Below are 21,964 nucleotides of genomic sequence, written 5' to 3' on the forward strand. Positions count from 1 at the left end.
TGCGGGGTTTGAGGGGAAGAACGCGCCGCGTTCGCCAGCACCCCGCACGCACAGCGGGGCCATCAGTGGGAACGGGTAGAGTTCTGAGCAATCTTTTATCGGGCCGTCGCGCGGGCCTGGGTGTCTCGACGCTGGCGCTGGTGTCCACGCTGGTGTTGGTCCCCCACGCCGCGGTTGCGCAAATTGCGCCCGAGCCCGCCCCGGAGCAGTCGGCTCCCGCGCCGCAGGTCGAAGGTCCGATCATCCCCGAGGCCGAGTTCGAAGCCGCGCTGCCCTCGCTTTCGGGCGACATCAACGCGCCGCTCGAACCGATGCAGGATTTCGAGACCCCGGCCGCCCCGCCGACGACCGCCGATACCGCGCCCGCGGCTCAGGTGGTCGCCCCCGGGGTGACCGATCCCAACGCCATCGCGCCGCAACCGCTATCGGCCGAGGCGACCCTTGCCGAGCCGCTGCCGCCGCTTGCGACCTTCGAGGTCAATCCGCCGAGCGAGGTGGCGGCGGGCACCGACACCAAGCCGGTCGAGATCCGCTATACCACCGTGGTCGAAGGGCTCGAACAGGCAGGCCTCGACGACGAGTTCGAAGCGCTCTCGGCGCTCGAGGAAGGCGATGGCGAAGCCGCCAACGCGACCCAGGTCGCGGCGCGCGCGCGCGAGGACGAGGAGTTGGCGCTGCGGCTGCTGCGTTCGATCGGCCATTACGACGCGACCGTGGTGTCGGCGGTCGAGCAGAACCCCGCCAATTCGGGCAATTTGCGCGCAGTGCTCACCGCGACGCCGGGCCCGATGTACCGCTTCGGTTCGATCGAAGTGAAGGCCGACGAGACCGTTCCTGCCGGCATGATCCTGCGCGAGCTGCCGCTGAAGGTTGGCGAGAATATCGATGCTGCGCGCGTCCAGGGCGCCGAGGCGAATGTCTCGCTCAAGCTGCCGCAACAAGGCTATCCCTTCGCCGAAGTCGGGCAGCGCGACATCCTGCTCGACGAACGCGTCTTTACCGGCGCCTACACGCTGCCGGTGACGACCGGACCGCGATCGTCGTTCGGGACAATCACCACCGAGGGCGATCCGGTGTTCGAGGTCGATCATCTGCAGGTGCTGACCCGCTTCGACGCGGGTGAACTCTATGACAGCCGCAAGGTCGATGATCTGCGCGATGCGCTGATCGCCACCAGCCTGTTTTCGACGGTGTCGGTCGAGCCGCAGCGCACCGGCACCCCAGGCCCTGACGGCACGGAACAGGTGAACCTGCTGGTCCGCCAGAACAAGGGGCCAGCGCGCTCGCTGACCGCCGAGGCGGGCTATGGCACCGGCCAAGGCCTTCGCGTCGAGGGCGCCTGGACGCATCGCAACCTGTTTCCCCCCGAAGGCGCGCTGATCGCCAACGTCGTCGCGGGCACGCAGGAACAGGGGCTGGGGGTCACCTTCCGGCGTTCGAACGCCGGAAGGCGCGATCGCACCGTGTCGCTGACGGCCAGCGCCAACCGCTCCAACTACGAAGCGTTCGAGGCGTTCACCGGCACCTTGTCGGGACGGATCAGCTATGATTCGACGCCGATCTGGCAGAAGCGGATCACCTATTATTACGGGCTCGAGCTGATCGGCACCAACGAGGACGTGTTCGACTTCGACCTGAACGATCGCGTCCGCCGAACCTATGGCATCGCCGCGGCGCCGCTGTTCATCGGCTTCGATACCTCGGATGATTTGCTCAATCCGACCAAGGGCTTCCGGCTCAAGCTCAACGTCAGCCCAGAAGCAGCGGTGCAGGGCAGTGCGCGCCCCTATGGCCGGTTCATGGTCGAGGGTACGGCGTACTACCCGATCGGCGACAGCATCGTGCTGGCCGGCCGCGCACGCGCCGGCGCAATCGCGGGAATTTCGCGCGACGATCTGGCGCCCTCGCGGCGTTATTATTCGGGCGGCGGCGGATCGGTGCGCGGCTTCGGATTCCAGGAACTCGGTCCGCGCACGACCGAGCCCAATCCCGATTTCGATCCCGAGGATGAAGACAGCTCGCCCACGGTGTTTCGCCCGATCGGCGGCCGCAGCCTGAACGAGTTCGCGATCGAGGCGCGCTATCGCTTCGGCAATTTCGGCATCGTCCCCTTCATCGATGCCGGCCAGGTGTATGACAGCACGCTGCCCAAGGGATCGGACCTGCGCTTCGGCGCGGGGATCGGCGGGCGTTTCTATACCAATTTCGGCCCGATGCGGCTCGATGTCGCAACCCCGATCGCGCGCCGCGAGGGCGAATCGCTGATCGCGGTCTATATCTCGATCGGGCAGGCGTTTTGATGACCGACACTATGGTGCACGACCAGCCCGACGCGCCGCACGACGAGCATATCGTCGTTCGTGCGCCGCTGTGGCAGCGTATCCTGAAATGGGTCGGGATCGCGATCGGCGTCATCGCGTTGTTGCTGCTGGTCATCGTCGCGGTGATGAACACCGCGCCGGGCCGGCGCTTCGTCGCCGACCAGATCAACGGCTATACGCTCGCCTCGGGCCTCAATATCCAGGTCGGGCGGATCGAAGGGTCGTTGTACGGGTCGATGGTGCTGCGCGATGTGCGCATTCGCGACCAGCGCGGGGTGTTCGCGACCTCGCCCAGCCTTGCGGTCGATTGGCGGCCGTTCGCCTTTGCATCGAACCATGTCGACATCCGGTCGCTGACCAGCCCGCTGGTGCGCGTCGCGCGGCTGCCCGAATTGAAGGAGACGCCGAGCGATCCCGACGCGCCGTTGCTGCCCGATCTCGACATCGACGTGAATCGCCTGGCGATCGAGCGGATCGAGCTCGCGCCCGCGGTGGCCGGCCAGCGCTATATCGCGCGGATCGACAGCGAGGTGCATATCGCCGATCGTCGCGCGCAGCTCACCGCCAACGCAGCGACGATCGCCGCGGCAGGGGTTGCCGGCGGCGACCGGCTGACTTTGGCGCTCGACGCGGTGCCCGATGACGATCGCTTCGACGTCGATCTGAAGCTCAATGCCCCGGCTGGCGGGATGATCGGCAGCATGGCGTCGCTCAAGGCGCCGTTGTTCGTCACGATCGACGGGCAAGGGACATGGGCGCGCTGGACGGGCCGGCTGGCGGGAACGCTCGGCGGCCAGAGCCTTGCCAATATCGGCATCACCGCGCGCGACGGCTTCTTCCAGGTACGCGGCCGCGCGCAGCCCGGCGTCTATCTCGAAGGTCCGGTCGAGCGGCTGACGTCGCCCGCGTTGCAGGTCGCGCTCGATGCGCGGTTGCTCGAGAACCGCCGCCTCGACACCCAGCTTCGGCTGCGGTCGGACGCGCTGGCGGTATCGACGCAAGGGTTGCTCGATCTGGGGCGTAGCCGGTTCGAAGGCTTCCGCGCCGAAGCGTTGCTGCTGACCCCCGGCGCGATCCTCGAAAACCTCAACGGCAACGCGGTGCGCGCGCAGGTTGCGCTCGACGGCGCGTTCGCGACGCCGACGGTCGACTATAAGCTGCAGGCGGCGGCGATCGGCTTCGGCGAAACCGTGGTCGAACAACTTTACGCCGAAGGCCGCGCGACGGTGAATGCCGATCGCATCCTGGTACCGGTCAGCGCGCGCGCGGCGCGCGTCTCGGGGCTCAACGCCGCGGTGGGCGGCCTCGTCACCAATGTCACGATCAACGGCGACCTCGCCTATTCGGGCGACCAGATCCTGTCGGACAATCTGCGCATCCGATCGGACCGGATCGACGCCACCGCGATCATCGTCGCCGACTTGGGCAGCGGGCGCTATACCGGCGCGCTAAAGGGCCGGGTCAACGATTACGAGCTCGCCTCGATCGGCATCCTCGACCTCAGCACCGACGCCGATGTCGTCGCGACCGCCGACGGCTATGGCATTCGCGGCCGCGTCGTGGCGCAGACCAAGCGGCTGTTCAACGATGGCATCCGCAATTTCCTGGGCGGCAACGCCACCACCGCGGCGAACGTGTCCATGGGGCCCGACGGGATCGTCCGCTTCGACAATCTGCGACTGAATGCGCCGCAATTCCGCATTACGCGCGGATCGGGGCAATATGACTTTGCCGGACCGCTGCTGGTCAATGCCGATGCGGTGTCGACGCAATATGGTCCGATTTCGGCGCGGGTGAGCGGCAGCGTCGCCGCGCCGGTGGTGCTCGTTCGCGCGCCGCGCCCGGGGGTCGGCGTCGGCCTGACCAATCTGGTCGCGAACATTCGCGGGCAGGGCGAAGGCTATGCGATCAAGGCGACGGGCGGCACCGATTATGGCCCGTTCAACGCCAATGTCCTGCTGCGGACCGCGCCGCGCCTCACCGCCGATATCCGCGATACCGTGTTCGCTGGCATCAACATCAATGGTCGCGTCGCGGCAACCGATGCGGGTCCGTTCACCGGTGCGCTGAACTTCTCGGGCTCGGGCGTCAACGGCATCGCACGCTTGGGTGCGGTCGGGCGGTACCAGAGCGCCAATGTCAGCGCGCGCGCCTATAACGCGCGGATTCCAGGCGATGCCGGGCTGACGATCGGGCGCGCGATCATCGATGGTTCGGTGGTGCTGTACGACGATGCGCCCGCGGTGGTGTTCGACGCGCAGGTCGCCAATTTCCGCCAGGGCGAGTTCGTCGTGACCCAGGCGCGCGCACGCGGCAATTATCGCGGCGGCAACGGCACCGTGACCGCGCTCGCGCGGGGCTCGTCGGGCGTGCCGTTCGAGATCGCGGCCAATGCGCGATTGAGCCCGAACCAGTATCTTGTGGCGCTCAAGGGCACCGGCAACGGCATCGATTTTCGCACCGCGCAGCCCGCGCGGATCGTCCCCGTCAATGGCGGCTATCGCCTGTTCCCGACACGGCTCGATTTCGACAATGGCTCGGCGCGAGTGGCGGGCACCTATGGCAACGGCATGTCGGTGCAGGCACGGCTCGACAAGCTCGACCTGGCGGTCGCCAATGCGTTCGTGCCAGGGCTCGGGCTCGGCGGATCGGCTACCGGCAGTTTCGAGGCGAACCAGGCGGCGGGTGCGGCGTTCCCGACCGGCACTGCGCGCATCGAGATCGACAATTTCACGCGATCGAGTCTCGCCACGGTTTCGGCCCCGGTCGATATCCAGGCGATCGGCACGCTCGGATCGGGGCGCAGCGACCTGCGCGCGATCGTCCAGCGCGGCGGCGCGACGATCGGCCGCGTCGTGGCAGGCTTCACCCCGGGCAGCGGCGGCTATGCGCAGGCGCCGTTGACCGGTGGCATCCGCTATAACGGCCCGTCGGACGTGCTGTTCTCGCTGTCGGGCATCGCCGATCAGCAAGTGTCGGGACCGGTGGGGATCGCTGCCGACTTCTCGGGCACTGTCGGCGCGCCGCGGATCGCCGGCGTCGTTCGCGCGAACAACCTGACGTATGAAAACGAAACCTATGGCACGCGGCTGACCGCGATGCGGGTCAACGGTCGGTTCAACAATGATCGCTTCGAACTGACCGAAGTCCGCGCGACGGCGGGCGAGGGCAGTGTCACCGCGCAGGGCTATGTCGGGCTTGCCGCCAATAGCGGCTTCCCGATCGATATCCGGGCCAAGCTCGACAATGCGCGGCTGGCGCGTAGCGATGCGCTGGGCGCGACTGCGACGGGAAATATCCACCTGACCAACGGCGCCAATGGCGGGTTGATCGAGGGTGATATCCTGATCCCCGAGGCGCGCTATCAGGTGATCCGCCAGGGTGCCGCCGAGGTTGCGGTGCTCACCGGCGTCCGCCGCCGCGGCGAGGTCGTGCGGGCGGCCGACGATGGCGACGACACGCCATCGGGGCCACCGGGGCTGTTCCGGCTGGCGATCAACGTGCGCGCGGACAACCGGCTGTATGTCTCGGGCATGGGGCTAGAATCCGAATGGGAGGCCGATCTTCGCGTCGGCGGCACGTCGGCCGCGCCGCGGATCACCGGGACGATCGAAGTCGTGCGCGGTACCTATTCCTTCTCGGGCAAGCGCTTCGACCTGACGCGCGGCGTGATCAGCTATGAGGGCAACAATCTCACCAACCCTAATATCGCGATATCGGCGAGCACGACGACCGAGGGGGTGACGGCGATCATCAACGTTACCGGCACCGCGCAGCGGCCGCAGGTGGCGTTCACCTCGACCCCCGCACTGGCGCAGGACGAAGTGCTCTCGCGAGTGTTGTTCGGCAGCTCGGTGACGAACCTGTCGGCGATCCAGGCGATCCAGCTCGCCTCGGCGCTCAATTCGCTGCGCGGATCGGGCGGCGGGCTCAATCCGCTGGGCGAGCTTCGCCAGGCGGGTGGGATCGACCGGCTGCGGATCGTCGGCGGCGACGAGGCGACCGGGCGCGGGACGGCATTGTCGGCGGGGCAGTATCTGACCGATGACATCTATGTCGAGATCATCACCGACGCGCGCGGCTTCACCGCGACCCAGCTCGAGGTCGCGCTGACCAAGACGCTGAGCGTATTGTCGCAGACCGGATCGTTCGGCGGGTCGAGCGTCAATTTCCGCTACTCGCGCGACTATTGATGCCTGAAGAACGGAAGGCGGGCGATGTCCCGCCTTCCGTCGCTGCGCAAGATCGCCTAGCGAAGGCCGCGGGAGAAACGCGATGACCGTTGAGCATTTCGACGTGGTGGTGGTGGGCGCCGGCCTGTCGGGAATCGGCGCGGGGCATTATCTGCGCGAGCGCTGCCCCGATCGCAGCTTCGTCATCCTCGAAGGTCGCGCGCGGATGGGGGGCACCTGGGACCTGTTCCGCTATCCGGGGATCCGATCGGATTCGGACATGCATACGCTCGGCTACGCGTTCAAGCCGTGGACTGAGGCCAAGGCGATCGCCGATGGCCCGTCGATCCTGCGCTATATCGAGGAAACCGCGCACGAGGACGATCTCGATTCGCGGATTCGCTATCGCCAGCGCGTGGTGGCGGCCGACTGGTCGAGCGCCGATGCGTGCTGGACGCTGACGGTGGAGGCACAGGGGGCAGGGCGGCGGACCTACAGCTGCAACTTCCTGCACATGTGCACCGGCTATTACGATTATGCCAAGGGCTACACCCCCGATTTTGCCGGTCGTGACGATTTCGCCGGCACGATAGTCCATCCGCAATTCTGGCCCGCCGACCTCGATTATGCGGGCAAGCGCGTGGTGGTGATCGGCAGTGGCGCGACCGCGGTGACCCTGGTGCCCGAACTCGCAAGGACCGCCGCGCATGTCACGATGCTCCAGCGCTCGCCGAGCTATGTCGTCGCGCGCCCGTCGCACGATCGCTTCGCCAACTGGCTGCGGACGGTGGCGCCGTCTAAACTGGCCTATGGGATGGTCCGCTGGCGCAACGTGCTGCTGGGGCAGTTCTTCTACGGGCAGACGCGCAAATATCCCGAACGGACCAAGAAGCGGCTGCTCGGCTGGGTGCGCGGGCATCTCGGCCCCGACTATGACGTCGATACCCATTTCACCCCGAGCTATAATCCCTGGGACCAGCGACTCTGCCTGGTGCCCGATGCCGATCTGTTCGAGACGATCAAGCGCGGCGAGGCGAGCGTCGTCACCGGGCATATCGATCGCTTCACGCCGACCGGCATCCGGCTGACCAATGGCGAGGAAGTGCCCGCCGACATCATCGTCACCGCGACCGGGCTCGAATTGCAGCTGATGGCCGACATGCCGGTGACCGTCGACGGCACCGCGATCGATTTCAGCCAGACGCTGAACTACAAGGGGATGATGTTCAGCGGCGTGCCCAACCTCGCTTATTCGTTCGGCTATACCAACGCGTCGTGGACGCTGAAGGCCGACCTGACCGCGGCCTATGTCTGCCGGCTGCTCAACGCGATGACCAAGCGCGGGCTTCGCCAGGCGACGCCGGTACCCGGCGACACCGACGCCGCGGCGCATCCGTTCCTCGACTTCTCCTCGGGCTATGTCCAGCGCGCGCTCGATCGATTTCCCAAACAGGGCGCACGCGCGCCGTGGAAATTGCACCAGAGCTATGCGCGTGACCTGGTGGCGCTGCGCTTCGGCTCGATCGACGACGACATGGTGTTTTCGAACCCGCTGCGGCAGAAGCGCGCTGCGTGATCCTTCGAAGCTTTTGCCGCGGTGCGAAACCGGTTCGCAGGCGGAATTTTCATGTGCCGGGAGGCCGATTTGCAGACTGACATGAATGACGATCCCCAGGCGCTGTTGCCGCCGCCGGGGGGGCTGCTGCGCGACGCCAGCCTGTTCCTCGATTTCGACGGCACGCTGGTCGAGCTGCAGGACCGCCCCGATGCGGTCACCGCCGACATCAGCTTGCGCGACTTGATTGCGCGGCTCGGCGCGGTGCTCGATGGCCGGTTGGCCATCGTTACCGGGCGTGCGATCGAGCATATCGAGGTGATGTTCGATGGACTGCCCTTCGCGGTGGCGGGCAGCCACGGCGTCGAGTTCCGCTGGCCCGACGGGCGCGACCTGCAGCCGAGCCTGCCGCCGACGCTCGACGCGGCGCGCGCCGAGGTCCACGCCTTTGCCGCCTCGCGCGAGCATGTGCTGGTCGAGACCAAGCCGTTTGGCGTCGGGCTGCATTACCGCATGGCGCCGCAGCATGAGGACGACGCGCGCGTGCTCGCCGAGCGGCTGGCCGACGAACATGCGCTGCATCTGCAACCGGGGAAGATGATGATCGAATTGCGCGGCGCCACTGGCGACAAGGGGACTGCGATCACGCGGCTGATGGAGGATGCGCCCTTCGCGGGTACGCGTCCGGTGTTCCTGGGCGACGACGTGACCGACGAGGATGGCTTCCACGCGGTGGCGGCGCTCGGCGGGGTGGGGATATTGGTGGGCGATGCGCGCCCGACCGCGGCGGGCTATCGCCTCGCCGACGTGGCGCAGGTTCGCGCCTGGCTGCAGGACGCCGCGCAGGTGACCGCATGACCCCGACGCTCGATCTCTGGCCGATCGGCAATTGCCAGGTCAGCGCGCTGGTCGATCGCGGCGCGCGTTTCGTGTGGGGCTGTGTCCCCCGCGTCGACGGCGATCCGACCTTCTCCTCGCTGATCGACGGGCGCGATCCCGAATCGGACGATGCGGTGGGGCTATGGGCGATCGACCTCGAGGACTGCGTCTCGATCGACCAATATTATCGCCAGAACACCCCGATCCTGGTCAGCCGGATGACCGATTCGCAGGGCGGGGTGATCGAGGTGACCGATTTCTGCCCGCGCTTCGAACGGCTGGGGCGCACCTATCGCCCGGTCGCCTTCGTGCGCTGCGTCAAGCCGATCGCGGGCAGCCCGCGCATCCGCGTGCGGCTTCGCCCGACGCGCAATTGGGGTGATTCCTCGGTCGGGCGGACCAGCGGGTCGAACCATATCCGCTTCCTGCTCGACGGTATCCAGCTTCGGCTGTCGACCAACGCGCCGGTGGGAATGCTCGAAGAGGAGCGCGTCTTCCGCGTCGAGCGGCCGCTCCACTTCTTCCTCGGCCCCGATGAAAGCTTCGCGGGCGATCTTTCGACCACGGTCGAGGAGATGCTGACCTATACCACCCAGCATTGGCAGCATTGGGTGCGCGGGCTGGCGACGCCGTTCGAATGGCAAGACGTGGTGATCCGATCGGCGATCACGCTCAAGCTGTGCCAATATGAGGAAACCGGCGCAATCGTCGCGGCGCTGACCACCTCGATCCCCGAGCATGCCGGGTCGCAGCGCAACTGGGATTATCGCTATTGCTGGATCCGCGACGCCTATTACACCGTCCAGGCGCTCAACCGGGTCGGCGCGCTCGACGTGCTCGAGGGATATCTCGGCTATCTGCGCAACATCGTCGATGGCGCAAAGGGCGGCGATATCCAGCCGCTGTACGGTCTGCTGGGCGAAGCCGAGCTGACCGAGCGCGAGGCCGAGCGATTGTCAGGCTATCGCGGGATGGGGCCGGTGCGCGTCGGCAACCAGGCCTATGAGCAGATCCAGCATGACGCCTATGGCCAGATCGTGCTGTCGAACGTTCAGGCGTTCTTCGATCAGCGATTGTTCCGCATGGCGGGGATCGAGGATTTCGAAGCGCTCGAACGGGTGGGTGAGCGCGCATGGGAGCTGTACGACAAGCCCGATGCCGGGCTGTGGGAGCTGCGTACCCGCCAATCGGTGCATACCTATTCGGCGGCGATGTGCTGGGCGGCGTGCGATCGCCTCGCCAATGCGGCGGGGCGGATCGGCCTGCCCGATCGCGAGAAGTTCTGGAACGAGCGCGCCAACACGATGCGCGCGACGATCGAGCAATCGGCATGGCGCGAGGATACCCAGCGCTTGTCGGCGACCTTTTCGGGCGACGATCTCGACGCCAGCTTGATCCAGTTGCTCGATCTGCGCTTCCTTTCGCCCGACGACCCGCGCTTCCGCGGGACGCTCAAGGCGGTCGAGGAAGGGCTGCGGCGCGGCAGCCATATGCTGCGCTACGACACCGAAGACGATTTCGGCCTGCCCGAAACTGCGTTCAATGTGTGCACCTTTTGGCTGATCGAGGCGTTGCATTTCACGGGGCGTGACGCCGATGCGCGCGCGCTGTTCGACGAGATGCTGTCGCGGCGCACCGCCGCCGGCCTGTTGTCGGAGGATATCGACCCCGCCACCGGGGAATTATGGGGCAACTATCCCCAGACCTATTCGCTGGTCGGCATGATCAATTGTGCCGTCCTGCTGAGCAAACCATGGAGTGCCATTCGTTGAGCCGCCTCATCATCATCTCCAATCGCGTATCCGCGCCGACTGACTCGAATTCGGGGGCGCAAGGTGGGTTGGCGGTGGCGTTGGCGGCGGCGTTGCGAGAATATAAGGGGATGTGGTTCGGCTGGTCGGGCGAGACCACCGATCACTTTACCGGCCATATCAACTTCCAGCGCGCGCAGGGGGTTACCACCGCCACCGTCGACCTCGAAGAGCAGGATATCGAGGAATATTATAACGGCTATGCCAACCGGACCCTGTGGCCGTTGTTCCACTATCGGATCGACCTGGCCGAATATGAGCGCGACTTCGCCGGCGGCTATCAGCGCGTCAACGATCGCTTCGCCGATACCGTCCGGCCGCTGATCGAGGCCGACGACGTCGTCTGGATCCAGGATTATCACATGTTTCCGCTGGGCAGTTCGCTGCGCGCGCGCGGGTGCAAGAACCGGATCGGCTTCTTCCTCCACATCCCCTGGCCACCGCGGCGCTTGCTCGGCGTATTGCCCGAGGCGGCCGAGCTGGTGCGGCATTTGTTCGACTATGACGTCATCGGTTTCCACACCGAGGAATGGCTCGAAAGCTTCTGCGACTATGCAATCGTCGAGCTCGGCGCGACGCTCGACGGGCATATGCTGACGCTAGGCGATCGCGTGTTGCACGTGATGGCCGATCCGATCGGCATCGATGCGACCGAGTTCATCGAAGCGTCGCACAGCCCCACTGCGCGCCTCGCGTTCCGGCGGATGCGCGACAGCGCAGTGGGGCGCGACATGATCGTCGGGGTCGACCGGCTCGATTATTCGAAGGGGCTCGAGGAGCGCTTTCTCGGTTATGAACGCTTCCTCAAAACCTATCCCGAGGAGCGCAAGGAAGTGTTCCTGCTCCAGATCGCGCCCCCCTCGCGCGGCGCGGTCGAGAGCTATCAGAAGATCCGTGCCGCGCTCGAGGGAATGTCGGGACGGATCAACGGCGCCTTTGCCGACGTCGATTGGGTGCCGATCCGCTATGTGAACCAGGGTTATCCCCGCGACCAGCTGGCGGGAATCTATCGCGCCGCGCGGATCGGGCTGGTGACGCCGCTGCGCGACGGGATGAACCTGGTCGCCAAGGAATATGTCGCCGCGCAGGACCCCGAGGATCCCGGCGTGCTGATCCTGTCGCGCTTCGCCGGCGCCGCCGAGCAGCTGAAGGGGGGGGCGATCCTGATCAATCCCTACAGCGCCGAGGAGATCAGCGACGCGATCGTCCAGGCATTGAAGATGCCGCGCGAGGAGCGGATCACCCGCTGGCGCACGATGATGGACAATGTCGTGAACCAGGATGTGGTGTGGTGGCGCAAGCGCTTCACGCAGGCGCTGATGGGGGATGCCAAGGTCGGCGAGTGAGCGTGGCTGAGCCGCCCCCTGAAGCGAGGGGGCGGGGGGGACCTAACCCGTCACCCCGGCCCTGTGCCGGGGTCCAACGATCCTCGACTGCGGATGGTGTTTGGGGAGCGGTGGGCCCCGGCACAAGGCCGGGGCGACGGGTGTGCGAGGGCCGTCCTGTCGGCCTACTGCGCCGCTACCGCCACCCGCCGGGTTACCTCAGGTGCATTCTCCCAACCACCGCCCAGCGCCTTGAACAGATTGACCTGCGCATCGGCCAAGGCCGCGTCCGAGTTCGCCAGCGCCGCGCGCGCATCGGCGCGTTCGCGTTCGGATTCGATCAGCTGCAGGAAGCTCTCGGCACCGTAATCGAAGCGCAGCCGCGACAGCCGCGCCGCCTCGCCCGCCGAGCGCGTCGCGCGCTGCAATGCGCGGTTGCGATCGAGTTCGCCGGCATAGCGTGCCAGCGCCTGCTCGACCTCGCGAAGCGCGGTCAGCACGACACCGTCGAACGCCGCGAGGCTGCCATCGGCGGTCGCTTCGGCCTGGCGCAGCCGGCTGCGCGCCGCGGTCTGGTTGGGGAAGCTCCACGAAATGAGCGGCCCCAGCGAGAAGTTGAAGCTGTCGTCGTCGACCAGCGTGTCGATCGCGGTCGAGGCGAGGCTGACCGATCCGAGCAACTGGATCGAGGGATAGAGCGACGCGGTCGCCACCCCGACCCGCGCGGTGTCGGCGGCGAGCACGCGCTCGGCCTGGCGCACGTCGGGCCGCCGGCTGAGCAGCGAGGCGCCGTCGCCGATCGGGATGATCTGCGCGGTACGCGGCGGCGTGGTGCAGGCGCTCGCCGCGGCATCGATCTCGGCGGGTGGGCGCCCGGTGAGCGTTGCGAGCGCATAGAGCGACGCGCGGCGTTCGGCCTCGAGCCCGGGGACCTGCGCCTGCGTCTGCGCGAGCAGCGTATCGGCGCGTTCGAGATCGCGGCGCTGGCCGCGCCCCGCGTCGAACAGCCGCTGCGTCAGATCGAGCGTCTGCTGCTGGAGCTTCACCGTCTCGCGCGCGACCGCGATCTGGCGTGCGTTGCTGCATGCCGTCGCATAGGCGCGCGCGGTTTCGGCTGCCACCGACACCCGCGACGCATCGACCTGCGCCGCCGCCGCCTCGACATCGCCGCGCGCCGCCTCGATCGCACGGCTCACGCCGCCGAACAGGTCGATCTCATAGCCCATGTCGAGCCCGGCGGTGTACAGGTCGGTTTCGAACGACGGAATCTGCTGCCCCTCGCCGAACTGCGCACCGAAGCTGTTCGCACCGGTCCGCTGGCGGGTATATTGCGCGCCGAGATCGGTGGTCGGCAGCCGCCGGCCACGCGCTTCGCCCAGCACCGCGCGCGCGCGCCGCAGGTTCGCCGCAGCCTGGCGGATGTCGGTGTTATGCGCCAGCGCCTCGGTGACCAGCCGATCGATGTTCGGATCGTCGTATAGCTGCCACCATTTTTCGGGCAGCGCCTGCGCCGACACCGCGCTCAGCCGCTGGCCCTCGACGAAGGCGGCTTCGCTGGTGATGCCGCCCGGCGTCGCGGGCTTTTCGTAATTGGGGCCGACCGCGCAGGCCGAAACCATCAGCGCGGCGGTGATCGCTGCCAGCTTCTTCATGCGGGCTCTCCGACGCTTGGGGTAGGTTGGACCGGCTGGACCGGTTGACGCGGCTTGCGACGGTCGCGCCAGCGCGCGGCGCGGTCGCCCATGCGGCGGCTGATGATGTAAAAAGCCGGGGTGAACATCAGGCCGAACAGCGTCACGCCGATCATCCCGAAGAACACCGCAACGCCCAAGGCTGCGCGAAGCTCGGCACCCGGACCCGATCCGATCACCAGCGGCAGCACGCCGAGGATGAAGGCGATCGAGGTCATCAGGATCGGCCGCAGGCGCTGCGCGGCGGCATGCCGCGCGGCTTCGTACATTTCATCGCCGCGATCCTCATTGGCCTTGGCGAATTCGACGATCAGGATCGCGTTCTTCGCCGCCAGGCCGATCAGCACCACCAGCCCGATCTGGGTGAGGATGTTGTTGTCGAGCCCCATGAAATTGACCCCGAGCAACGCCGCCAACAGGCACATCGGCACGATCAGGATCACCGCGAACGGCAGCGTGAGGCTCTCGTAATTCGCTGCCAGCAGCAGGAAGACGAACAGCACCGCCAGGCCGAAGGCGACGATCGCGGTGTTGCCTGCCTGCTTCTGCTGGAAGGCAAGCTCGGTCCATTCGTAGCTCATCCCCTCGGGCAGCGTCTCGGCGGCGATGCGTTCCATCGTCGCCAGGCTCTGGCCGGTCGAGAAGCCGGGCACGGTATCGCCCTGTAATTCGGCCGAGGGGTAGAGGTTGTAGCGCACCACGCGATACGGCCCGCTGTCGTTGCGCAGCGTCATCACCGCATCGAGCGGTACCATCTGCCCCGAGGTCGAGCGCGTGCGCAAACGGCCCACGTCCGAGGTCTCGTCGCGATAGGGCGCATCGGCCTGCGCGGTGACTCGGAACGTCCGGCCGAGGAAGTTGAAGTCGTTGATGTACGACGACCCTAGATACGTGCCGAGCGTCGAGAAGATGCTCGCCACCGGCACGCCGAGCTGTTCGGCGCGTTCGCGATCGATGTCGGCGAACAGCCGCGGCGTCTTGGTGTTGAAGAGCGTGAAGCCGCCGGCGATCCCGGGGGCGGTGTTCGCCTTCATCATCATCTGGAACGCCGCCGCTTCGAGCGCACCATAGCCGCGGTTCTGGCGATCCTCGATCATCATCTTCCAGCCGCCGCCGGTGCCGATCCCCTGAACGGGGGGCGGCGGGATGACGAGCAGCATGCCCTGGGTGAGCTGGCTGAAGGCGCCGCGCAGCATGTTGGCGACTTCGTCGGCCGAGGGGCGTTCCTTGTGCCCCTTCATCGTCACGAACATCGCCGCGGTATTGGGCGCCGCCGAGAAGCTCGCGCCGTCGAGGCCGACGAACGCGACGGTGTCCTTCACATAATCATTCTGCGCCGCCAGCTTCTGCGCACGCAGCATCATCTCGGTCGTGCGCTCGAGCGACGCGCCCGGCGGCAATTGCGCCGCGACGATGACATAGCCCTGGTCCTGCGGCGGGATGAAGCCCGTCGGGGTGGCGTAGAATTGCCAGCCCGCGGCCGCGATCAACAGCACATAGGCGACCGCGACGATGCCGAGCATGCGGATCGCGCGCGCGGTGAGCCGGCCATAGCGATCGGCCAGCCAATCGAACCCGCGGTTGAAGCCGCGTGCGAACCGCGTCGGCCAGCCGCGGACACCGCGACGCGGTTCGACGTCGTGATGCTGCTTGGGCTTGAGGATCAGCGCGGCGAGCGCGGGCGACAGCGTCAGCGACACGAAGGCCGAGATCGCGGTGGCCGACACGATCGTCAGCGCGAACTGCTGGTAGAAGGTGCCCGAAATGCCCGGGATGAAGCTGGTCGGGATGAACACCCCGCACAGCACCAGCGCGATCGCGATCAGCGCGCCCGACACTTCGTCCATCGTCTCGTGCGCCGCCTGGAGCGGGGTAAGCCCCTTTTCCTCCATCAGCCGCTCGACATTCTCGACCACGACGATCGCGTCGTCGACGACGATGCCGATCGCGAGCACCAGCCCGAACAGCGACAGATTGTTGAGCGAGAAGCCGAAGGCGAGCAGTACCGCGAGGCTGCCGATGAGCGATACCGGGATCGCGATGATCGGGATCAGCGCCGCGCGCCAGCTCTGCAGGAAGATCAGCACGACCAGGCTGACCAGGATGATCGCCTCGATCAGCGTCGAATAGACCGCGTCGATCGATGCCGAGATATATTCGGTGGGGTTGTACGGGATTTCGTACTTCATTCCCGGCGGGAAGCCCGTCGACACCGCTTCGAGCTCGGCGATCACCGCATCGGCGGTGGTCAGCGCGTTCGATCCGGGCAGCTGCGACACCGCGACCGCGGTGACCGGCTTGCCGTTCAGGAAGGCGTTGATCGAATAGGTTTCGGCACCGAGTTCGATGCGCGCGACGTCGCGCAGCCGCGTCAGCGCACCGCCGTCGCCGCGCTTGACGATGATCTCGCCGAACTGCTCGGGGGTGGTGAGGCGACCTTCGGCCTGGATGCCGAGCTGGAAGGCATTCTTGCCGGTGTTGAACGGCGGCGAGCCGACCGAGCCGACCGCTGCCTGCGCGTTTTGCGCGCGAACCGCCGCGGTGATTTCGTCGACCGTCAGGTTGCGCGCGGCGGCCTGGTCGGGATCGATCCAGACGCGCATGTTATAGTCGCGGCTGCCGAAGCTCTGCGCATTGCCGACGCCGGGCACGCGTGAGATCCGGTCGATCACCTGCGTCCCGACATAGTTCGAGACATATTCCTGGCTGAGCGAACCGTCGGGCGACGAGAACATCGCCACCATCAGGAAGTCGGGCGAGTTCTTGAGCACCGTCACGCCGATCTGGCGAGTCTGTTCGGGCAGCCGCGGCTCGGCCGAGGCCACCCGGTTCTGCACCAGCACCTGCGCCTGATCGGCGTCGGTGCCTTGGGCGAAGGTGACGGTGATCTGCGTCTGGCCATCGCCGGTGTTCGACGAGGACATGTAGATCATGTTCTCGACCCCGTTGACCGCTTCCTCGATCGGGGCGGCGACCGTTTCGGCGAGCGTTTCGGCGCTCGCGCCGGGGAATTGCGCGGTGATGACCACCGTCGGCGGGGCGATCTCGGGATATTGCGTCACCGGCAGCGCGGGTAGCGCCACCAGGCCGAACACCAGGATGAGGATCGACAGGACCGCCGCGAAGATCGGGCGATCGATGAAGAAATGGGGGAATTTCATGTCAGTTCGCCGCGGTTGCGTCGGACGCTGGCGGCGTCGTCACCGGCATCGACGCCGGCGAACCGCTGCCCTGCTTCAACTGGATCCTGGTCAGCTTGGCCTGTACCGGCATCCCCGGCTGGAGCGCGGTGAGGCCGGCGACGACGACGCGATCGTTCAGCTTCAGCCCCTCGCGCACCACCCGCAACCCATCGGCGGGCGGCCCGGTGACGACCGGGCGCTGCGCGGTCTTGCCGTCGGCGCCGACGACATAGACGAAGCGACGGGTCTGGTCGGTGACGATCGCCTCGTCGGGGATCAGCATCGCGCGATACGTGCCCGAGCCGAGCAGCCGCGCGCGGCCGAACATGCCCGGGGTCAGGAAGCCATCGGGGTTCTGGATCACCGCGTGCGCGCGGATCGTGCCCGAATTCGGATCGATCGCGTTGTCGACGAAATCCATCCGCCCGCGCCAGTTCCAGCCGCTCTCATCGGCGAGCTGCACCTCGATCGGGTTGCCGGTGTCGCGCGACGAGCCGCGCTCGCCGCTTTGATCCTGGCGGCGATATTTGAGGTAGAAGGCCTCGGCGCCGTCGAAGACGAACCAGATCGGGTTGGTCGAGACGATCCGCGTCAGCACCGTCTCGCCGTCGCTCACGAAATTGCCGGTGCTTACGCGCCGGTTCGAGATGCGCCCCGAAATCGGCGCGCGGACGGTGGTGAAGGAAAGGTTCAGCTCGGCGGTTTCGGTCTGCGCGCGCGCAGCGGCGACATCGGCCTGCGCGGTGCGGAGCGTTGCCTGGTTGGTTTCGAATTCCTCGCGGCTGACCGCCTGCGCGGCGAGCAGCTTCTCGGCGCGCTGCAATTCGCTGCGCGCGTTGGCGAGCGTCGCCTGGGCGCGCTGGCCCTGCGCCTGTGCCTGCGCCAGCGCGGCGCGATAGGGACGCGGATCGATCACGAACAGCGGCTGGCCCTTCTGCACCTGCTGGCCATCGGTGAACAACACGCTGGTGATCGTGCCGGTCGCGCGCGGACGGATTTCGGCATCCTGCACCGCTTCGAAGCGGCCGACATATTCGTCCCAGTCGCGAATCTGGCGCTCGATCGGGTTGGCGACCGAAACCTGCATGGGGGGCGGGGCCGGGGGCGCAGCGTCGCCCGAGCACGCCGCCAGCATCAATGCCGACATCAGCGGCAGCGCGGCGGCAATCCGCAGCGGGTTCTTATGGTTCGTCGTTACCTGCTGCATTGCCGTTCACCCCTTGCATTCAACGCTTTTTCGTCGGCGAACGGGAAGTGCGTTCGCAACCGCAACATTGCAATAGCCTGAACGAGAATAATTGAACACTGGCGTTCAAAAGCTCGGATTTCCGTGGCGGATCAACATCCGTGGTTGCATTGCCCGCCGAAGCCGGGATGGCATGGGGCAGCAAATCTGGCGTGTAGGGGGTGGATATGACAATTGGAGTCGGGCTGGTTGGCTACGGCCTTGCCGCCAAGGTTTTCCACGCGCCGCTGATCGGCTCGGTACCCGGGCTGGCGCTGCGATCGGTGGTGTCGAGCAATGCCGGCAAGGTCCATGCGGACCTGCCGGGGATGCGCGTGGTGCCCGATCTGGCGGCGATGCTGCGCGACCCTTCGATCGACCTGGTGGTGATCGCGACCCCGGACGCGCTGCACGCCGAGCAGGCGATCGCTGCGCTCGGGGCGGGGCGGCATGTCGTGGTCGACAAGCCGTTCGCGCTGACATTGGCCGATGCGCAGGCGGTCGCCGACGCCGCCGATCGTGCCGGGCGGATGGTTTCGGTGTTCCACAATCGCCGCTGGGACGCCGATTTCGTCACGCTCCGCCGGCTGATCGGCGAAGGCGTGCTGGGCGAGGTGATGCAGGTCGAAAGCCATTTCGACCGCTTCCGCCCGCAGGTCGCCGATCGCTGGCGCGAACATGCCGGCGCCGGGGTGTGGAACGACCTGGGGCCACATCTGATCGACCAGGCTTTGGTGCTGTTCGGCGTGCCCGAGCGCGTGACCGCCGATCTCGCGATCCAGCGCGCGGGGGGCAAGGCGCCCGATTATGCGCATGTGACGCTCGCTTATCCGGCGCTTCGCGTGGTCCTGCATGCGAGCATGACGATGCCCGCGGCGGGGCTGCGCTTCGCGGTGCATGGTATGCGCGGGAGCTGGGTGAAGCATGGGCTCGACCCGCAGGAGGCGGCGCTTCGGGCGGGGGCGTTGCCGGGGGCGGCTGGCTGGGGGATCGATCCGGTCGCGGCGGAGCTTTCGCTGGTCGGCGCCGATGGCGCGGTCGAGACCTGCCGCGTTGCCTGCGACGCAGGCGACTACCGCGCCTTCTATGCGGGTGTCGCGGCGGCGATCGGCGGGGAGGGGGCGAACCCGGTGCCGGTTGCGCAGGCGATTGACGTCATGCGCGTGCTCGAGGCGGCGCGGCGGTCGGCGAGCGAGGGACGCAGCGTGGCGCTTTAGCTCCGCCACCGTTTCAGCGCTCCAACCGCGCCCCGTTCGTGCTGAGCTTGTCGAAGCACCGTCCTTTTCTTTGCGACCGGCACGTAGAAAGAAGAACGGTCCTTCGACAAGCTCAGGACGAACGGGGAGAGAGAGCCAGCGTTATCAATCCCGTTCGGCGATCAGATCGAGCACGTCGCCGATGATCACCGTCATCGCGCGATGCGCGCCTTCGACGTCGCGGCGCTCGATCGCGTCGGCCACCGCGGCATGGTCGACGATGTTCGCCGAGCGCCCCTTGATCTTGTTGGTGAAGCGGATCGAGGTACGCAGTGCGGTCGAGACCAGCATTTGGAATTGTTCGTAGAACGGGTTCTTCGACGCGCGCAGGATCGCCAGATGGAAGGCGATGTCGGCGTCGAGCGCATCGCCGTCGCCGCGTTCGGCGGCGGTCATCGCGTCCAATCCGCCGCGGATCGCGCGCAGGTCGGCGGCATCGTGGAAGCGCGCGGCGAGCGATGCCGCCGCGGGCTCGATGCCGATCCGCAGCTGGTTGAACTGGCGGAGCAATTCGACCGAGAATTTGCGCTCGAGCAGCCAGCGCAGCACGTCGGGGTCGAACAGATTCCACGCCTGCGCGGGCTGGACGATCGTGCCCTGCCGCGGGCGCGCGCTCACCAGCCCCTTGGCGGTCAGCATCTTCACCGCCTCGCGCGTCACCGATCGGCTGACGCCGTGGACCTTGGCGATTTCGGCTTCGGTGGGGAAGGGGCGGTCGGCATAGACCCCGGTCACGATCGCGCGGCCGAGCACTTCGAGCATGCCGTGCGTCAGGTTGCGGCCAAGCTCGGGCCGCACGAAAACGCTATCCTCTTCGATCATCCCTATCCCCATCGACGGGCTGTTTGATACAGCTGCGTGGCTTTGTCACCCGCTTCGGCGCTCGACACTAGCATTTTATCGTATAAATGCGCTGGACGGTCGACAACGCAGGACGAGGACGCGGCTATGGGGCTTTCGACGATCGATCTGGTCGTGGTGATCGTATATGCGATCTTCATCTTCGGCCTGGCGCAGTTCGTGTCGCGCGAAAAGGGCGGCAAGGAGAAGGACACCAGCGATTATTTCCTGGCGTCGAAGTCGCTGCCCTGGTGGGCGATCGGCGCATCGCTGATCGCGGCCAATATCTCGGCCGAACAGATCGTCGGCATGTCGGGATCGGGCTATGTCATGGGGCTGGCGATCGCCTCCTATGAATGGATGGCGGCGATCACGCTCCTGATCGTCGGCAAATTCTTCCTGCCGATCTTCCTGAAAAACGAAATCTACACGATGCCGCAGTTTCTCGAACAGCGGTACGGCAGCTCGATCCGGACGCTGATGGCGATCTTTTGGCTGGCGCTGTACGTGTTCGTTAACCTGACGGCGATCCTGTGGCTCGGCTCGATCGCGGTGAACAAGGTGGCGGGCGTCGACCAGATGGTCGCGCTGTTCGGGCTCGGGCTGTTCGCGTTGCTGTACCAGCTTTACGGCGGGCTGAAGGCGGTGGCGTTGACCGACATCGTTCAGGTGACGTTGCTGGTGTTCGGTGGCCTGACGATCTCGGCGTTGACGCTCAACGAAGTCGGCGGCGGGCAGGGGGTGCTGGCCGGTTTCGGGGTGCTGCTCGATCGCGCGCCCGAAAAGTTCAACATGATCCTAGAGCCCGGCGAAGTCGGCTATCAGGAACTGCCCGGCATCGCAGTGCTGGTGGGTGGCATGTGGATCGCCAATCTGAGCTATTGGGGGTTCAACCAATATATCATCCAGCGCGCGCTGGCGGCCAAGAATCTGGCCGAGGCGCAGAAGGGCATCGTGTTTGCCGCGGGCCTCAAGCTGCTGATGCCGCTGGTTGTGGTGGTGCCGGGGCTGGCGGCGGTGATCCTCGCGCCGGGGCTCAACCCTGCCGATGAAGCCTATCCGACGATGATGCGCTATCTGCCCTCGGGGCTGCTGGGGCTGGTTTTCGCCGCGCTGATGGCGGCGGTGGTCGCCTCGACCGCGTCGAAGATCAATTCGATCGCGACGATCTTCACGCTCGATCTGTACGCGAAGTTCCGTGACATCCCGACCGTCGCCGAAGACGGCGCTGCGCGGACGGGCCGCGAAAAGCATCTGGTGCTGATCGGTCGTTCGTCGGCAGCGGTGGCGACGGTGATCGCGTTGTTCACCGCGCGGCCGTTGCTCGGCGGATCGGACCAGGCGTTCCAGTTCATCCAGGAGTTTTCGGGCTTCTTCACGCCGGGGATCACGGTGATCTTCCTGCTGGGGCTGTTTTGGAAGCGCGCGAGCGAATGGGGCGCGATCGCCGCCGCAGTCGCATCGGTGGTGCTGTCCTATTTGTTCAAGGTGGGGATGCCCGACATACCCTTCATCAACCGCATGGGGCTGGTGTTCGTGATCGCGCTGGTGCTCGCCATCGTCCTGTCGCTGGTGAAGCCGGGGGCTGCGGGCAGCGACCGGATCACCGCCGAGGGGGTGAGCTTCCGCACCACGCCGAGCTTCAACGTCGCGGCGTTCGCGATCGTCGGTGTCGTGATCGCACTCTATGCATCGATGTGGTGAGCC

Annotated in this window: 12 protein-coding genes; 8 read left to right on the forward strand and 4 right to left on the reverse strand. The window is 66.6% G+C overall.

Going from position 1 to position 21,964, the window contains the following annotated elements:
* The first annotated feature begins 131 nt into the window (after positions 1–131).
* The 6 genes from OKW76_RS00545 to OKW76_RS00570 all read left to right on the forward strand — a co-directional run bounded on the left by OKW76_RS00545 (position 132) and on the right by OKW76_RS00570 (position 12,084).
* Complete coding sequence (locus OKW76_RS00545) at positions 132–2,300, forward strand: BamA/TamA family outer membrane protein (RefSeq protein WP_416221871.1); 2,169 nt, start codon at positions 132–134, stop codon at positions 2,298–2,300.
* Complete coding sequence (locus tag OKW76_RS00550) at positions 2,300–6,514, forward strand: translocation/assembly module TamB domain-containing protein (RefSeq protein ID WP_265550203.1); 4,215 nt, start codon at positions 2,300–2,302, stop codon at positions 6,512–6,514. Before OKW76_RS00545 ends, OKW76_RS00550 begins: the two co-directional genes overlap by 1 nt.
* Before the next feature lie 82 nt (positions 6,515–6,596).
* A complete protein-coding gene (locus OKW76_RS00555; RefSeq protein WP_265550205.1) occupies positions 6,597–8,069 on the forward strand; it encodes a flavin-containing monooxygenase in 1,473 nt (490 codons plus the stop codon).
* 81 nt (positions 8,070–8,150) lie between these two features.
* Positions 8,151–8,906, forward strand: coding sequence for a trehalose-phosphatase (gene otsB, locus OKW76_RS00560; RefSeq protein ID WP_256506937.1), 756 nt, complete (start codon positions 8,151–8,153; stop codon positions 8,904–8,906).
* Complete coding sequence (locus OKW76_RS00565) at positions 8,903–10,699, forward strand: glycoside hydrolase family 15 protein (protein WP_265550208.1); 1,797 nt, start codon at positions 8,903–8,905, stop codon at positions 10,697–10,699. The genes otsB and OKW76_RS00565 overlap by 4 nt, the downstream gene beginning before the upstream one ends.
* A complete protein-coding gene (locus OKW76_RS00570) occupies positions 10,696–12,084 on the forward strand; it encodes an alpha,alpha-trehalose-phosphate synthase (UDP-forming) (protein ID WP_416221829.1) in 1,389 nt (462 codons plus the stop codon). Before OKW76_RS00565 ends, OKW76_RS00570 begins: the two co-directional genes overlap by 4 nt.
* A gap of 164 nt (positions 12,085–12,248) precedes the next feature.
* On the opposite strand, the gene OKW76_RS00575 is transcribed toward OKW76_RS00570, so the two are convergent.
* Genes OKW76_RS00575 through OKW76_RS00585 form a run of 3 tightly spaced genes read right to left on the reverse strand, consistent with a single transcriptional unit; the run spans position 12,249 to position 18,143 of the window.
* The gene (locus OKW76_RS00575) at positions 12,249–13,715 is read right to left on the reverse strand and encodes an efflux transporter outer membrane subunit (protein WP_265550212.1); all 1,467 of its coding nucleotides are present in this window, start codon (positions 13,713–13,715) and stop codon (positions 12,249–12,251) included.
* On the reverse strand, positions 13,712–16,915 hold the full coding sequence (locus OKW76_RS00580) for an efflux RND transporter permease subunit (RefSeq protein WP_265550214.1): 3,204 nt from the start codon (positions 16,913–16,915) through the stop codon (positions 13,712–13,714). The genes OKW76_RS00575 and OKW76_RS00580 overlap by 4 nt, the downstream gene beginning before the upstream one ends.
* A 1-nt stretch (position 16,916) precedes the next feature.
* Positions 16,917–18,143, reverse strand: coding sequence for an efflux RND transporter periplasmic adaptor subunit (locus OKW76_RS00585; RefSeq protein WP_265550216.1), 1,227 nt, complete (start codon positions 18,141–18,143; stop codon positions 16,917–16,919).
* Positions 18,144–18,349: 206 nt separating this feature from the next.
* Here OKW76_RS00585 and OKW76_RS00590 point away from each other — a divergent pair, with 206 nt between their 5' ends.
* The gene (locus tag OKW76_RS00590) at positions 18,350–19,378 is read left to right on the forward strand and encodes an oxidoreductase (protein WP_265550217.1); all 1,029 of its coding nucleotides are present in this window, start codon (positions 18,350–18,352) and stop codon (positions 19,376–19,378) included.
* Between the two features lie 144 nt (positions 19,379–19,522).
* On the opposite strand, the gene OKW76_RS00595 is transcribed toward OKW76_RS00590, so the two are convergent.
* Positions 19,523–20,239, reverse strand: coding sequence for a FadR/GntR family transcriptional regulator (locus OKW76_RS00595; protein ID WP_256506944.1), 717 nt, complete (start codon positions 20,237–20,239; stop codon positions 19,523–19,525).
* 126 nt (positions 20,240–20,365) lie between these two features.
* Here OKW76_RS00595 and OKW76_RS00600 point away from each other — a divergent pair, with 126 nt between their 5' ends.
* On the forward strand, positions 20,366–21,961 hold the full coding sequence (locus OKW76_RS00600; protein WP_265550218.1) for a sodium/sugar symporter: 1,596 nt from the start codon (positions 20,366–20,368) through the stop codon (positions 21,959–21,961).
* Positions 21,962–21,964: the final 3 nt, after the last annotated feature.

This window comes from Sphingomonas sp. S1-29 (assembly GCF_026167545.1).
Classification (GTDB): domain Bacteria; phylum Pseudomonadota; class Alphaproteobacteria; order Sphingomonadales; family Sphingomonadaceae; genus Sphingomonas.

What these genes read in the sequence shown, in the direction of transcription:
- OKW76_RS00550 (WP_265550203.1), top strand. Translation starts at nt 2,300, where the DNA reads ATGACCGACACTATGGTGCACGACCAGCCCGACGCGCCGCACGACGAG.
- OKW76_RS00555 (WP_265550205.1), top strand. Translation starts at nt 6,597, where the DNA reads ATGACCGTTGAGCATTTCGACGTGGTGGTGGTGGGCGCCGGCCTGTCG.
- otsB (WP_256506937.1), top strand. Translation starts at nt 8,151, where the DNA reads ATGAATGACGATCCCCAGGCGCTGTTGCCGCCGCCGGGGGGGCTGCTG.
- OKW76_RS00565 (WP_265550208.1), top strand. Translation starts at nt 8,903, where the DNA reads ATGACCCCGACGCTCGATCTCTGGCCGATCGGCAATTGCCAGGTCAGC.
- OKW76_RS00575 (WP_265550212.1), bottom strand. Translation starts at nt 13,715, where the DNA reads ATGAAGAAGCTGGCAGCGATCACCGCCGCGCTGATGGTTTCGGCCTGC.
- OKW76_RS00580 (WP_265550214.1), bottom strand. Translation starts at nt 16,915, where the DNA reads ATGAAATTCCCCCATTTCTTCATCGATCGCCCGATCTTCGCGGCGGTC.
- OKW76_RS00585 (WP_265550216.1), bottom strand. Translation starts at nt 18,143, where the DNA reads ATGCAGCAGGTAACGACGAACCATAAGAACCCGCTGCGGATTGCCGCC.
- OKW76_RS00590 (WP_265550217.1), top strand. Translation starts at nt 18,350, where the DNA reads ATGACAATTGGAGTCGGGCTGGTTGGCTACGGCCTTGCCGCCAAGGTT.
- OKW76_RS00595 (WP_256506944.1), bottom strand. Translation starts at nt 20,239, where the DNA reads ATGATCGAAGAGGATAGCGTTTTCGTGCGGCCCGAGCTTGGCCGCAAC.
- OKW76_RS00600 (WP_265550218.1), top strand. Translation starts at nt 20,366, where the DNA reads ATGGGGCTTTCGACGATCGATCTGGTCGTGGTGATCGTATATGCGATC.